The following is a 13,236-nucleotide window of genomic DNA, read 5'->3' as shown; positions in this document are numbered from 1 at the left end:
TCGAGGAGAGGTCGCCAGCAGAGGACGATCCGTCCTCCCGTCGCAACGAATCGCGGATCCGTCCTCCGGTCGCGACCGGTATGGAGCGGCGCTGGCCTGGGTCGGGGCGGTGCGGGGCTGCGCTGGGCTAGGTCGGAGCGGTGCGGTGCGGGACGGTGCGGGTGCCGCGGCGCCTGTCGGGAGTGCACGCACGCCGCCGCGAGTATACGCGTCTGGGCGTGGCCGGATCGTTATGCGGAGTGCGCAGAGTTGGCGATCGGGCACATTAGGCTCAACCTCACCCCAGCCTGCCGGCGACGTCGCCGGCCCTGCCACAGGACACCCATGCGCACTCTCCTTGCCATCGCCGCTGCACTCGCGCTCGTCGCGACCGGTCTCACGACCGCGGCGGCGCCCGCTGCCGCAGTCGACACCCACCGGATCGCGGGCGCCAATCGATTCGCGACCGCCGTCGAGGCCGACCGCGCCATGGAGTCGGTCGGCGGCCCGGTCTATCTCGCCAGCGGCTCGAAGTTCCCCGACGCTCTGGCCGCTGGCCCGGTGGTCGTCGCGGAGGGCGGCACCTGCTGCTCACCGCGAAGGACACGCTCCCCGAGGTCGTCGCGGAACGCATCCGCGAGCTCGCCCCGAGCGAGATCGTGCTCGTCGGCTCGAGCGCGTCGATCTCCGAGCGGGTCGCGGCGTTGGCAGCCCAGGCGGCGCGCGCGGGAGGGGGCACCGCCCCGACCCTGACTCGCATCGGCGGCACCGACCGGGTGGAGACGTCGCTGCTGCTGTTCGAGCGACTGCTGCAGCACGGCCCGATCGAGCAGGTTTGGGTCGCCTCGGGCTCGAAGTTCCCGGATGCGCTCGTCGCGGCGTCGGTCGCGGGCCGCCACGGCCATGCCGTCATCCTCGACCATCACGGGCCGACCGAGACCAGCGCTCGCGCGTGGATCGAGCGTGTCTCCGCGAGCGTGGCCGGCCGCCGGGTGACGATCGCTGGTGGAGAGCCCTCCGTCAGTGCGTTCGACGCGCAGGCACTGCGCGGCGCGGGGACGATCTCGGTGGAGCGCTACGCCGGTGCAAACCGATACGAGACAGCTCGGGTCATCAATGCGGCTTGGGCGGCGGAGAGCCTGGAGCCGACGATGCTTCTCGCGACGGGGCAGAACTTCCCGGACGCCCTCGCCGGTGCCGTGCTCGCGGCCGTGGTGGGCGTCCCGCTGTTCCTGTCGCCCAGTGCATGTAATGACGACGTCTCGGCGATGCTGTGGAATGAGGCCGATCGCCGCGGCATCGATACCGTGGTGGGGCTCGGCTCTGCTGCCGCGATCCGGTCGTCGGCGCTCGACCTCGAGCACTGTCCGATGTCCCTGCCGCAGGAGCTCGGCGCGCGGTATGGAACGTTCGCCGCCCAGTCCTTCGCCGGCACGGGCAACCGAGTCGTCGACCTGGGCACGTCCGTGCCGTTCGCGCGCATCCGTGCGACCTTCGCCTCGTCGGGCCTGAACGAGATCGTCGGCATCGACATCTACCAGCGCGACAACGCCTACCCGGTCCACACGCGCGGCAACGCCTATCGCGGTGAGAGCCTCATGGTCGCGCGGGAGCTAGTCGGCGTGCGATACCTGGAGATCCGGACGACCGGCGCTTGGACGGTCGACGTCCGCGACCTCACGGGCGCGCCGATCATGACCAGCTCCACTCGCGGGCAGTGGGACGCTGTCTACCTGTACGACGGCCCCCCGCGCAGCCTGACCCTGGCGTCTACGCGCGGCACCGAGTTCAGCGCCATCGCGTACGACGACACCGGTGCGCACGGGCTCGTCAGCCGCCAGAGCGGCCCGTTCACGACCACCGCTGCGCTCGGTGAGGGCCCCTCGATCGTCAGCGTGACCGCTAGCAGCCCCTGGACGCTGGCGCTGCGGTAGCCCTCGGGCGCCGACCAGCGCCGCACTCCTCAAGGGTCGCGCTCGAGGGTGCGGTAGGCATAGCGCAAGCCCGTGCGGCTGGTGTGCCAGCCGGATGCCGGGTCGCGTGCGATCTCGCGCCAGGATGCGTCGCGCGGGCTTGCGTTGTGCGCAGCGGAATCGGGAGCCGCAGGGTCGGGAGCGGCGGGGTCCGGGGCCGTGGTGTCGCCGGACGCGTCCAGGTCGATGTCGGTGATCTCGAGCCGATCGGCGGCGGGCAGCGCGTCGCGGTAGACGCGTCCGCCGCCGATCACCCAGATCTCGCCGTCGGGGTCATCGAGCAGCGCACGCGCCGCCGCGATCGCCTCCTCGAGGCTGCCGACGACGCGGGCGCCGGGCGCGACGAAGTCGGGATTCGACGTGATGACGATGTTCTCGCGGCCGGGCAGCGGCCGGAACGCTTGCGGAAACGACTCCCAGGTGCGACGACCCATCACGACCGGGTGCCCCATGGTGATCGCCTTGAAGCGCGCCATGTCCTCGGGCAGCCGCCACGGCATGTCCCCGGCCTCGCCGATCACGCCGCCTCGGGCCTGCGCCCAGATCATGCCCAGCATCCGTCTCCCCCGCTCAGACCGCGACCGGCGCCTTGATGCCGGGGTGGTGCTCGTAGCCGACCACCTCGAAGTCGTCGAAGTCGTAGTCGAGGATCGAGTCGGGCGTGCGGGCGATGCGCAGCGTCGGCAGCGCGAAGGGCTCGCGCGCAAGCTGTCGCTCAACCTGCTCGACGTGGTTGTCGTAGATGTGGCAGTCGCCGCCGGTCCACACGAAGTCACCCACCTCGAGGCCCGTCTGCTGCGCGACCATATGGGTCAGCAGCGCGTAGCTGGCGATGTTGAAGGGCACGCCGAGGAACATGTCGGCCGAGCGCTGGTAGAGCTGGCAGCTCAAGCGGCCGTCGGTGACGTCGAACTGGAAGAACGCGTGGCAGGGCGCGAGCGCCATCTCGGGGATGTCGGCGGGGTTCCAGGCCGAGACGATGTGCCGGCGGGAGTCGGGGTTGGTGCGGATCGACTCCACCACCTGCGCGATCTGGTCGATCGACCCGCCGTCAGGGTTCGGCCACGAGCGCCACTGCACGCCGTAGACGGGGCCGAGCTCGCCGTCGGCATCCGCCCACTCGTCCCAGATCGTCACGCCTTGGCTCTGCAGCCAGCGCACGTTCGACTCGCCGCGCAGGAACCACAGCAGCTCGAGCGCGATCGACTTGAAGTGCACGCGCTTGGTGGTGATGAGCGGAAAGCCCTGCGAGAGGTCGTACCGCAGCTGCCGGCCGAACACCGATCGGGTGCCGGTGCCGGTGCGATCGCCCTTGTGCGCGCCGTTCGCGAACACATCGGCGAGCAGCGCCTCGTAGGGGTGTGCGGTGCCGCGCTCGTTCTCGTGCATCATGCCTCCTGCGCTCCAGTCTTCCGCAGCGTGCGGAGGTTGAGGGACTTGCGCGCCGCCATGCGGGCACGCTTGCGGTCGCGGGCCGCGTCGTAGGCCATCGAGAGCCGCAGCCACGACTGCCACGACTGCGGGTGCGCCTCGACGTCTGCCTTCGCAACGGGGAATGCCCGCTCGGCCGCGTCCTTCTCGGCGCGGCCGGATGGGGTGGCCGGCAGCGGCGCCGGCATGCCGTCCTCGGCGTCGAGGGCTCGTACCGCGCGATCCAGCCGCACGCCGAAGACCAACTCGCGGCCGAGCGCCCACGCCCCGGCGAGGAAGAAGACGACCAGGCCGATGCCCATGAGGATCCCGACGAGCTCCCCGGATGCAATGAGCCGCACGGCGCGGTCGCCCGCGAGCACGAGGTAGAGCGCGAGCGCGCCCGCCATGATGAGCGCCAGGGTCATGCCGATGCCCGCGGGCGCGGCTCTGCGTGCGCTCACGCGAGACCCAGCAGATCGCCGATGCCGACCGTGACGCCCGGGAGCGGCTCGGCGCGCAGGGCGAGCAGGATGCCCGCGGCGTAGGACTCGCTCGACGAGGTGTCGTGGCGGATCGTCAGGGTCTCGCCGAGGCCGCCGAAGACGACCTCCTGCCGCGCGACGATCCCTGGCAGGCGGATGGCGTGCACCGGCACGCCGGAGATCATCGCGCCGCGCCCGGGCTCGTCGGGCGTCGCGGGCTGGAAGCCGCGCACGGCGCCGATCGCCTCTGCGGTGCGGGTGGCGGTGCCGCTGGGGGCATCGCGCTTGCGGTCGTGGTGGGCCTCGACGATCTCGACCGAGGCGAAGTGCTGCGCGGCGATCGTCGCCAGGTGCGTCTCGAGCACGCTGCCGAGCGAGAAGTTCGGCACGATGCGGATGCGCTCGGCTCCCCGATCGCGCAGGCTCTCGACGCGCTCGTCGGTCCAGCCGCTCGTAGCGACGACCATCGGCACGCCGGCGTCGACCGCTGCGGCCACGAGCGTCGCGCTCGCGCCGAGCACGGTAGCGTCGAAGATCACGTCGAGTCCGTCGAGGTCTGGAGCATCGCGCACATCCAGCTCGACCGGCTCGAGGTCGTCGGCATGCTGCACGAGCCGCAGCGCCAGCGAGCCGAGCCGCCCGGTGGAGCCTGCGATCCCGACGCGCCTGGTGCCTGCCATGCGATCCAGCCTACGGCCTGCGCCGGTGCTCGGCCGTGCCCGCACTCGCGGCGCGAGGGGCGGTTCTAGAGTGAGCGGGTGAACATCACGATCGCCCCGGAGGACCCCGCGACCCCGGTCGCGCGGTCGCTGCTGCAGGCCTACTTCGCCGACCGCGCCATCACGTTCATCGGCGGTGCGTACACGCCGAAGCCGGCGGATCCCGCGACCCTGCGGGCGCCTCATGGCGCGTTCCTCGTGGCCTGGAGCGGCGAGCAGCCGGTGGGATGCGGCGCGCTGCGCAGGCTCGAGCCGCACCGCTTCGAGGTGAAGCACCTCTATGTCGCGCCCGACGGACGCGGGCAGGGCACGGGAGCCGCGCTGCTGCGGGCGCTCGAGGCGCGCGCGCTCGAGCTCGGTGCGACCGAGGTGGTGCTCGACACGAACAGTGCGCTGGCGGCCGCGAACGGCCTGTATGCGAGCCGCGGGTACGCGGCCATCGAGCCGTACAACGACAACCCGAACGCGACGAGCTGGTTCCTGAAGCGGCTGGGGTGATCTCGTGACGCGCGCGGCCTGCGGCCGGGCGCTCCTCGATCAACGGGCGATGGCCGGGGTGGTCTCGTGACGCGCGCGGCCTGACGGCCGGGCGCTCCTCGATCGACGGGCGGCGCGCGCGGTCTGCGGCCGAGCGCTCCTCGATCGGCGGGCGGGTGCAGGCGCGGGTCAGTAGGGCTGGGGCAGGGGCATGCCGGTGCGGTCCTCTGCGGGCAGGTGCCCCAGGTCGTTGTGGACCACGAGCTGCGGCGGCTTGCCGCTGCGGCGGCGGATGATCGTCAGGCCGCAGTTGGCCTGATTGAGGCTCATCCACTGCCACGCCGGCGACTGCATGACCTGGCGAACGAACCACCCGATGACGAAGTTGTGCGTGACGAGCAGCTCGTTGACGTCGCCGCGCGACGGCCGCAGCCAATGCTCTCCGGCGTCATGCATCTGCGCTGCGCCTGCCTCTGCCTCCTCGGGGCGCACGCTCTTGAGGAAGCGATGGAATCCCACCGGGGTCTCGGCCGTCATGCCGGACGGGATGCAGTCGAGCAGCAGCGCCGACTTCTCGAACTCGACAGCCGTCAGCCGCTCCTGCATGATCGCGGCCGTCTCGGTCGCGCGCAGCAGCGGCGACGTCCACGCCTGATCGAAGTCGACGCCGGAGAGCCGCTGGGCGATCGCCTGCGCCTGCCGCACGCCGCGGGCAGAGAGCTTGCCGTCGTCGACGCCGTGCTCCGCATCGAGCTGCTCCCCGTGTCGGACCAAGTAGAGCAGGTGGGCCATGGTGCCTCCGTGTGGGCGCGGCGGTGCGCCCGGTCGTGAACCGCTGGACGCGCGAGCGCCGCTGTGACTAGCGAGCGGCTGGGGCCGCTGCACCCACCGTATCTGTCGCCGCTGACGAGGCGAGCAGCTCGAGCCCGTGCGGCACCTGACCGACGGCTGCGATCGACCGCGGGGAGCCGGCGAGCTCCGCGGCCAGCTGCCGAACATCGGCGTCGGTGACGCGGTCGATGCGCTCGAGCGTCGCGTCGATGTCGAGGAACTCGCCGAGCGTCAGCTCGGCGCGACCGAGCCGCGACATGCGCGTGTCGCTCTCCTCCAGCGCGAGCGCGGAGCCGCCCGCGAGCTGCCCCTTCGCGCGCTGCAGCTCCGCGGCGTCGGCACCCTCGGATAGTCGCTCGAGCTCTGCGAGCATGAGGCCGGCGACCTCGAGCGTCTTGTGCGGCTGGCAGGCCGCCGCCATGCCCATGAGGCCCGCGTCGGCGTACCCGGCCGCGAAGGAGTAGACGGAGTAGGCCAGGCCGCGCTTCTCGCGGATCTCCTGGAACAGCCTCGACGACATCCCGCCACCCAGCACGGCGTTCAGCACCGCCATGGTGCTGCGACGCGGGTCGCTCGCCGTCATCCCGGGCATGCCGAGCAGCAGGCTCACCTGCTCGAGCGGGCGGCGAACGACCGTGAGCCCGCCGTCCGTGTACGGCTGCAGCGCCTGTGGACGCCGCTCCTTCGGCTTCGCGTCGCCGAGCGCCCAGCCGTAGCGGCTCAGCGCCTCCTGCAGCTGCTCAACGACCACGTCGTGATCGACGGCTCCCGCGATCGTCACCACGAGGTCGCTCGCGTCGTAGTGCTCGCGGTAGTGCTCGGCGACCCGGTCGCGCGAGACGGCGCGGATGGATGCGGCCGTGCCGCCGATGGGTCGGCCCAGGGGTGCGTCGAGGCCGTGGACGAGCTCGCTGAGGCGCTCCCCAGCGACATCCCCCGGGTCGTCGTCGGCCATCGCGAGCTCCTCGAGGATGACCTCGCGCTCGTGCTCGAACTCGGCAGCGTCCAGCAGCGATGAGGTCACCATGTCGGCGAGCACGTCGACGGCCATGCCGAGGTCGCGGTCCCGCACCTTGGCGTAGTAGCAGGTGTGCTCCTTGGCGGTGAGGGCGTTGTGCTCGCCGCCCACCTCGTCGAACGCGACGGCGATGTCGAAGGCCGAGCGCGTCGGGGTGCCCTTGAACAGCAGGTGCTCGAGGAAGTGGGTGGCGCCGCGCGCGTCCTCGCGCTCGTCGCGTGAGCCGATCGGCACCCAGAAGCCGACCGACGCGCTCGCGGCACCAGGCACCTGCTCACTGAGCACGCGCACGCCGCTGGGCAGCACGCTGCGGCGGACCACCGAATCACCGGCGGCGTTGATGATGATCTCGGGAGTGTCGAGCGGGAGGGCGACGGAGGGCATCCGACGATTCTAGTTGAGCGGGCTCCCGGATACGTGCGATGCCCCCACACCTCGCCGAGGGTGGGGGCATCGCACGTGGAGCGAGCGTCCTACTCGGCTGCGCCCGCCGAGACGGTCTCCGCGTCGGCCGCAGCCGGTGCGTTCTCGTCGACCACGTCGAGCGAGAGCTTGCCGCGGTCGTCGATCTTCGTGATCTCGACCTGGACCTTCTGGCCCACCGAGACGACGTCCTCGACGGCCTCGATGCGCTTGCCGCCGTTGAGGGCACGCATGGCCGTCACGTGCAGCAGGCCGTCGCGGCCCGGCATCAGCGAGACGAACGCGCCGAACGACGCGATCTTCACGACCGTGCCGAGGAAGCGCTCGCCGATCTCGGGGTTCGAGGGGTTCGCGATCGCGTTGACCGCGGCCCGCGCAGCCTCCGCAGAGGGGCCGTCGACGGCGCCGATGTACACGACGCCCGAGTCCTCGATCGAGATCTGGGCGCCCGTGTCGTCCTGGATCTGGTTGATCGTCTTGCCCTTCGGGCCGATCAGCTCGCCGATCTTGTCGATCGGGATCTGCACGCTGATGACGCGCGGCGCCGTGGGCGCCATCTCGTCCGGCGCGTCGATGGCGGCGGTGAGGACCTCGAGGATCTTCGTGCGCGCCTCCTTCGCCTGCGTGAGCGCACCGTGCAGCACCGAGGCCGGCAGGCCCGAGAGCTTGGTGTCGAGCTGGATCGCCGTGATGAACTCCGGCGTGCCCGCGACCTTGAAGTCCATGTCGCCGAGGGCATCCTCTGCGCCCAGGATGTCGGTGAGCGCCGCGTAGCGGGTCTCGCCGTCGACCGTGTCGCTGACGAGGCCCATCGCGATGCCCGCGACCGGAGCCTTGAGCGGCACACCGGCGTTGAGCAGCGCGAGGGTCGACGCGCAGACGGAGCCCATCGACGTCGAGCCGTTCGAGCCCAGCGCCTCCGAGACCTGACGGATCGCGTAGGGGAAGTCCTCGCGGCTCGGCAGCACGGGCATGAGCGCACGCTCGGCGAGCGCGCCGTGGCCGATCTCGCGGCGCTTCGGGCTGCCGACGCGGCCGGTCTCACCGGTCGAGTACGGCGGGAAGTTGTAGTTGTGCATGTAGCGCTTCGTGGTGACAGGGCTCAGCGAGTCGATCTGCTGCTCGAGCTTGAGCATGTTGAGCGTCGTGATGCCCATGATCTGCGTCTCGCCGCGCTGGAAGATCGCCGAGCCGTGCACGCGCGGCACGACGGCGACCTCTGCGTCCAGCGGACGGATGTCGGCAAGGCCGCGACCGTCCATGCGCACGCTCTCCGTGAGGATGCGGCCGCGGACGACCTCCTTCGTCACGGCCTTGTAGGCGCCCGAGACGTCGCCGGCGATGCTGGCGGAGAGTTCGCCGCGCTCGATGCGCTCGTTGATCTCCTGCTTGACCTGCTCCTTGAGCGCGTCATCGGCGTCCTGGCGCTCGATCTTGCCGGCGATGCGGTAGACCTCTGCCAGACGGTCCTTGGCGATGCCGCGGACGGCCTCCAGGGCCTCGTCGGTGTACGGCGGGAAGAGCGGGTACTGCTGCGTCTCCTTCGCGGCGGTCTTGGCGACCTCTGCCTGCGCGGCGACGAGCTGCTTGATGAACGGCTTCGCGGCCTCCAGACCCTCGGAGACGACCTCCTCGGTCGGCTTCACGGCGCCGCCGGCGATGAGCTCCCAGGCGTTGTCGGTGGCCTCGGCCTCGACCATCATGATCGCGACGTCGTCGGCGCCTGCGGCGTCGGTGACCACGCGGCCGGCGACGACCATGTTGAACACGGCCTGCTCGAGCTGCGAGTGCTTGGGGAACGCGACCCACTGGCCGTCGATCAGCGCGACGCGGACGCCGCCGATCGGGCCGTCGAAGGGCAGTCCGGACAGCTGCGTCGACATGGACGCGGCGTTGATGGCGAGCACGTCGTAGAGCTCGTCGGGCTCGATCGAGAGCACGGTCACGACGACCTGCACATCGTTGCGGATGCCCTCGACGAACGACGGGCGCAGCGGCCGGTCGATGAGACGGCAGGTCAGGATGGCGTCGGTCGAGGGGCGGCCCTCGCGACGGAAGAACGAGCCGGGGATGCGGCCCGCTGCGTACATGCGCTCCTCGACATCCACCGTCAGCGGGAAGAAGTCGAAGTGATCCTTCGGGTGCTTGCCGACGCTCGTCGCGCTCAGCAGCATGGTCTCCTCGTCGATGTACGCGACGGCGGAGCCCTGCGCCTGCTGCGCGAGGCGGCCGGTCTCGAAGCGGATGGTGCGCTTGCCGAAGCGGCCGTTGTCCAGCACGGCCTCGGCGAATGTGATCTCTGGACCCTCCATAGGGTCACTCCTCTCGTGGGCGCGCGAACGCGCTGTCGATGCTCGTGCATCGGCGTCTCGAGGAGGCGGTCATCAGTGGAGGAGGTCGAAGCTCCGCTTCGGCATCCTCCACCAACGACCGGCCTCTCGGTCTCGTCTGCGGATGCACGACGGCCGCGAAAACGTGCTGCGGCCTCGTGCAGACTATCAGCCGCATGCCCGAACGGCGCGGAAGCCGCCGGCGAACGCGAAACAGGGCCGCCCCGGATGGGAACGGCCCTGGTTCAGCAGGCTTCGGAAGGCGTCAGCGACGGAGGCCGAGGCGCTCGATCAGCGCGCGGTAGCGCGTGATGTCGACGTCCGACAGGTAGCCGAGCAGACGACGACGCTGACCGACGAGCAGCAGCAGACCACGACGCGAGTGGTGGTCGTGCTTGTGCTCCTTCAGGTGCTCCGTGAGGTCGAGGATGCGGCGCGACAGCATCGCGACCTGCACCTCGGGGCTCCCGGTGTCGCCCTCGTGCGTGGCGTACTCCTCGATGATGGCCTTCTTGACATCTGCGTTCAGGCTCATATGGGGCCCCTTTCTCCTCGCAGCGCGGTGCCCGTGCCGAATGCACGAGCGCTCTTGATCCGCGGCCGATTCACGGCAACCGGCCAAGACTACCAGGTCTGGTGCCCGCTGGAGCGCTCAGCGGCGCACCGGCCAAGCGGGGTCGAGATCGCCGAAGCGCTGCACGCGCGCTCCGCCCGGCTGCGCACCGATCGGCGGCGCCATCGCCCTCCCCTGCTCCAGCGGCACCGGCTGACCCATCACGGCGCTCGCCATGGTGCGCCTGACGTGCAGCAGCTCAGCGAGCAGCGTCACCTCGTCCGCGACGTGCCGCCGCTTGTCGCGACCGACGAGCGCGTGCTGCCGGTGATTCGCCAGCCTCGTCGCCGTGCGGATGTAGTGCTGCATCTGGGCGCGGAGCCCGCGGCGCTTCGCCCAGTCGAGCAGCAGCGCGCGACCGTCGCCGGAGGCGAGACGCTCCACCTCGGCCGGGCTGAACCAGCCGGCGCGGCCGTAGTCATGGAGCCTGGCGCGGGTGATCTTGATCTCCTGCCGTAGCAGCAGCCACACGAGACCGGCAGCGATCACGCACAGCGGCACCTGCACGACGAGGTAGTAGGCGAAGAAGCCGACGGTGCCGCCCGGCACCCACCAGCTCGCCGAGTTCCAGAGCGCGTGCAGCAGTGCGGAGACCAGGTGGCCGGCGGGGAGCGCGAGCAGGATCCACCATCGCGATCGCAGCCGAGCGGCGAAGCCGAGCGCCAGACCGATGCCGACCGCGGTGAAGATGGCGTGCGTGAGCGGGCTCATGATGCCGCGCATGAAGAAGATGAAGGCGCCGTCGCCGGTCTCGCTCAGCGACGTGCCGAAGTACAGGATGTTCTCGGTGAAGGCGAAGCCCGCCGCCGACAGCGCGGCGAACACGATGCCGTCGACCGGGCCGTCGAACGTCTTCCGGAAGAACAGGAACATGATCACCACCGGAACGGCCTTCCACAGCTCCTCGGTGAAGGGGGCCTGGATGACCGTGGCGTAGAACTCGAACTGCTCCGGCGTGCGCAGGAACGGGGCGACGAGCGGCTGCAGCACGGCCTCGTTGAGCAGCAGCGTCAGGAGCACGGCGGCGATGCCGCCCCAGAGCGCCGCGAACCACAGCGCGATGCGGGGCTCTGGCTCCCAGCGATCGATCGCGAGCACCGCCCAGATCACGAACGCGAGCGGCAGGAGCGCCATGAGCCCGGAGGTGGCGACGAGCGTCGCGTCGCCGATAGCGCCGGCGAGGATGAAGATGACGGCGAACGAGGCCAGCGACAGCACGACGACACCGATCACGCCGACGATGAGCCCGACGTTGGGGCCCTTGGGGCGCGCGAGCGGAGACAGCGGAACGGGGGCACTCACCCGGGGATCGTATCCGGGAGCGCCCCCGTTCGTCGCGGGCTGCGTCAGACCTTGTCCCCGATGTCGATGATCGGGATGGCCTGGGTGACCGGCTCCAGGCCCGAGAGCCGCGCCGGCTGCAGCAGCTTCTCCACCCGCTCGCGATCCATCAGACCGCTGTCGACCACGAGGTCGGCGATCGACTTGTGGCTCGTGAGCGCCTCGTGCGCGAGCTTCGCGGAGTCGGCGTAGCCGAGGTAGGGCGTGAGCGCCGTGACGACGCCGACCGAGGAGCCGACCATGAGGTCGAGCCGCTCGCGGTTCGCCTCGATGCCGTCGATGCAGTTGACGCGCAGCGTCATGCAGGCTTGCGTCATCCAGTGCAGGCTCTGCAGGATCTGGTGCGCGATGACGGGCTCGAAGGCGTTCAGCTGCAGCTGCCCAGCCTCGGAGGCGGCGGTCACTGTCGCATCCGATCCGATGACCGCGAACGCGACCTGGTTCACGACCTCCGGGATCACGGGGTTGACCTTGCCCGGCATGATCGACGAGCCCGCGGCCTTGGCGGGCAGCGAGATCTCGCCGATGCCCGCCTGCGGTCCCGAGGAGAGCAGCCGCAGGTCGTTGCAGATCTTCGAGAGCTTCACGGCGCAGCGCTTCAGCGCACCGGAGACGGTCATGAAGACGCCGGTGTCGCTGGTCGCCTCGATGAGGTCGCTCGCGGTGACGATCGGCAGGTGGGTGAGCTCGGCGAGGTGGCGGCTCGCGGCCTCGGCGTAGCGCGGATCGGCGGTGATGCCGGTGCCGATCGCGGTCGCGCCCAGGTTGACCTCGGAGAGCCACTTGATGGTCTCCTCGAGCCGGTCGTAGTCCTCGCGCAGCGTCACGGCGAAGCCGTGGAACTCCTGCCCGAGCGTCATGGGCACGGCGTCCTGCAGCTGCGTGCGGCCGACCTTCAGCACATCCCGGAACTCCGTCGCCTTCGCGTCCAGCGCATCCGTGAGCCTCGTCAGCTCGTCGAGCAGTCGGCGCAGGGTGAACGCCATCGCGACCTTGATCGACGTCGGGTAGGTGTCGTTCGTCGACTGCGAGCGATTCACGTCGTCGATGGGGCTGAAGTGCTCGTACGCGCCCTTGGGGTGGCCCAGCTCGACCAGCACCGCGTTGGCGATCACCTCGTTGGTGTTCATGTTCGTCGAAGTGCCGGCGCCGCCCTGGATGACGCCCACCTTGAACTGGTCGTGCAGCTCGCCGGCCTGGATGCGACGGCAGACCTGGTCGATCAGGTCGGCCTTCTCGGGCTCGAGCGAGCCGATCTCCTTGTTGGCGCGCGCACACGCCTGCTTCACGACCGCGAGCGCGTTCACGAGGTCGGAGTAGACCGAGATCGAGCGGCCCGTGATCGGGAAGTTGATCAGTGCGCGCTCCGTGTGGATGCCCCAGTAGGCGTCCTCGGGCACTGGCAGCTCGCCGAGCGAGTCGCGCTCGATGCGCGTGGGGCCGGAGTAGGTGTGCTCCCCCTGCGGAGCGGGGTCGAGCTTGTATGCGGGAACATCGGTCATGGCTGGCTCCATTGCCGTCGGATGCCTCGTGGGCGGCGGATGAGTGCGTGCGGGAGGTGCCCGCGCCACGAGCCTAGCCCGCGGCGCATCCTGCCGCCGGGTGCACGCTCTGTCATCGCTGCGCCCGCAGCTCGA

Annotated in this window: 13 protein-coding genes; 3 read left to right on the top strand and 10 right to left on the bottom strand. The window is 70.6% G+C overall.

From position 1 onward, the window contains the following. The first annotated feature begins 324 nt into the window (after nt 1–324). Complete coding sequence (locus ACJJVL_RS05210; protein WP_405217261.1) at nt 325–732, top strand: cell wall-binding repeat-containing protein; 408 nt, start codon at nt 325–327, stop codon at nt 730–732. Beyond that, nucleotides 639–1,913 (top strand): cell wall-binding repeat-containing protein, encoded by a 1,275-nt coding sequence (locus tag ACJJVL_RS05205; protein ID WP_405217260.1) that lies wholly within the window; start codon nt 639–641, stop codon nt 1,911–1,913. The genes ACJJVL_RS05210 and ACJJVL_RS05205 overlap by 94 nt, the downstream gene beginning before the upstream one ends. A 29-nt stretch (nt 1,914–1,942) precedes the next feature. On the opposite strand, the gene ACJJVL_RS05200 is transcribed toward ACJJVL_RS05205, so the two are convergent. From ACJJVL_RS05200 to dapB, 4 genes are read right to left on the bottom strand one after another with little or no spacing between them, the layout of a single operon-like run. Then, the gene (locus ACJJVL_RS05200) at nt 1,943–2,500 is read right to left on the bottom strand and encodes a dihydrofolate reductase (protein ID WP_405217259.1); all 558 of its coding nucleotides are present in this window, start codon (nt 2,498–2,500) and stop codon (nt 1,943–1,945) included. 22 nt (nt 2,501–2,522) lie between these two features. Beyond that, a complete protein-coding gene (locus tag ACJJVL_RS05195; RefSeq protein WP_405217258.1) occupies nt 2,523–3,341 on the bottom strand; it encodes a thymidylate synthase in 819 nt (272 codons plus the stop codon). Then, nucleotides 3,341–3,826 carry a hypothetical protein gene (locus ACJJVL_RS05190; RefSeq protein ID WP_405217257.1) on the bottom strand — a complete coding sequence of 162 codons (486 nt, stop codon included), beginning with the start codon at nt 3,824–3,826 and terminating at the stop codon, nt 3,341–3,343. Before ACJJVL_RS05190 ends, ACJJVL_RS05195 begins: the two co-directional genes overlap by 1 nt. Beyond that, nucleotides 3,823–4,527 carry a 4-hydroxy-tetrahydrodipicolinate reductase gene (gene dapB, locus ACJJVL_RS05185; RefSeq protein ID WP_405217256.1) on the bottom strand — a complete coding sequence of 235 codons (705 nt, stop codon included), beginning with the start codon at nt 4,525–4,527 and terminating at the stop codon, nt 3,823–3,825. Before dapB ends, ACJJVL_RS05190 begins: the two co-directional genes overlap by 4 nt. A 78-nt stretch (nt 4,528–4,605) precedes the next feature. Between dapB and ACJJVL_RS05180 the strand changes: the two genes are divergently transcribed. Beyond that, complete coding sequence (locus ACJJVL_RS05180; RefSeq protein WP_405217254.1) at nt 4,606–5,064, top strand: GNAT family N-acetyltransferase; 459 nt, start codon at nt 4,606–4,608, stop codon at nt 5,062–5,064. Between the two features lie 168 nt (nt 5,065–5,232). Here the strand turns inward: ACJJVL_RS05180 and ACJJVL_RS05175 are convergent, their stop codons facing one another. The 6 genes from ACJJVL_RS05175 to ACJJVL_RS05150 form a co-directional block, all read right to left on the bottom strand. Further along, nucleotides 5,233–5,835 carry a histidine phosphatase family protein gene (locus tag ACJJVL_RS05175; RefSeq protein ID WP_405217253.1) on the bottom strand — a complete coding sequence of 201 codons (603 nt, stop codon included), beginning with the start codon at nt 5,833–5,835 and terminating at the stop codon, nt 5,233–5,235. Between the two features lie 67 nt (nt 5,836–5,902). Then, complete coding sequence (locus ACJJVL_RS05170) at nt 5,903–7,276, bottom strand: M16 family metallopeptidase (RefSeq protein WP_405217251.1); 1,374 nt, start codon at nt 7,274–7,276, stop codon at nt 5,903–5,905. Between the two features lie 89 nt (nt 7,277–7,365). Continuing rightward, nucleotides 7,366–9,627, bottom strand: a complete 2,262-nt coding sequence (locus ACJJVL_RS05165) for a polyribonucleotide nucleotidyltransferase (RefSeq protein ID WP_405217250.1) — start codon at nt 9,625–9,627, stop codon at nt 7,366–7,368. 283 nt (nt 9,628–9,910) lie between these two features. Next, nucleotides 9,911–10,180: a 30S ribosomal protein S15 gene (gene rpsO, locus ACJJVL_RS05160; protein WP_405217249.1), complete on the bottom strand. Its 270-nt coding sequence runs from the start codon at nt 10,178–10,180 to the stop codon at nt 9,911–9,913. A gap of 117 nt (nt 10,181–10,297) precedes the next feature. After that, nucleotides 10,298–11,560: a PrsW family intramembrane metalloprotease gene (locus ACJJVL_RS05155; RefSeq protein ID WP_405217248.1), complete on the bottom strand. Its 1,263-nt coding sequence runs from the start codon at nt 11,558–11,560 to the stop codon at nt 10,298–10,300. A 44-nt stretch (nt 11,561–11,604) separates the two neighbouring features. Next, a complete protein-coding gene (locus ACJJVL_RS05150; protein ID WP_405217247.1) occupies nt 11,605–13,101 on the bottom strand; it encodes an aspartate ammonia-lyase in 1,497 nt (498 codons plus the stop codon). Nucleotides 13,102–13,236: the final 135 nt, after the last annotated feature.

Source organism: Agrococcus sp. Ld7 (assembly GCF_045064095.1).
Taxonomy (GTDB): Bacteria; Actinomycetota; Actinomycetes; order Actinomycetales; family Microbacteriaceae; genus Agrococcus.
Note: the sequence above shows the minus strand (reverse complement) of the source record. Positions and strands in the feature narration are given on the sequence as shown.

Coding starts and splice junctions, on each gene's coding strand:
- ACJJVL_RS05210 (WP_405217261.1), top strand. CDS start 325: ATGCGCACTCTCCTTGCCATCGCCGCTGCACTCGCGCTCGTCGCGACC.
- ACJJVL_RS05200 (WP_405217259.1), bottom strand. CDS start 2,500: ATGATCTGGGCGCAGGCCCGAGGCGGCGTGATCGGCGAGGCCGGGGAC.
- ACJJVL_RS05195 (WP_405217258.1), bottom strand. CDS start 3,341: ATGCACGAGAACGAGCGCGGCACCGCACACCCCTACGAGGCGCTGCTC.
- dapB (WP_405217256.1), bottom strand. CDS start 4,527: ATGGCAGGCACCAGGCGCGTCGGGATCGCAGGCTCCACCGGGCGGCTC.
- ACJJVL_RS05175 (WP_405217253.1), bottom strand. CDS start 5,835: ATGGCCCACCTGCTCTACTTGGTCCGACACGGGGAGCAGCTCGATGCG.
- ACJJVL_RS05170 (WP_405217251.1), bottom strand. CDS start 7,276: ATGCCCTCCGTCGCCCTCCCGCTCGACACTCCCGAGATCATCATCAAC.
- ACJJVL_RS05165 (WP_405217250.1), bottom strand. CDS start 9,627: ATGGAGGGTCCAGAGATCACATTCGCCGAGGCCGTGCTGGACAACGGC.
- rpsO (WP_405217249.1), bottom strand. CDS start 10,180: ATGAGCCTGAACGCAGATGTCAAGAAGGCCATCATCGAGGAGTACGCC.
- ACJJVL_RS05150 (WP_405217247.1), bottom strand. CDS start 13,101: ATGACCGATGTTCCCGCATACAAGCTCGACCCCGCTCCGCAGGGGGAG.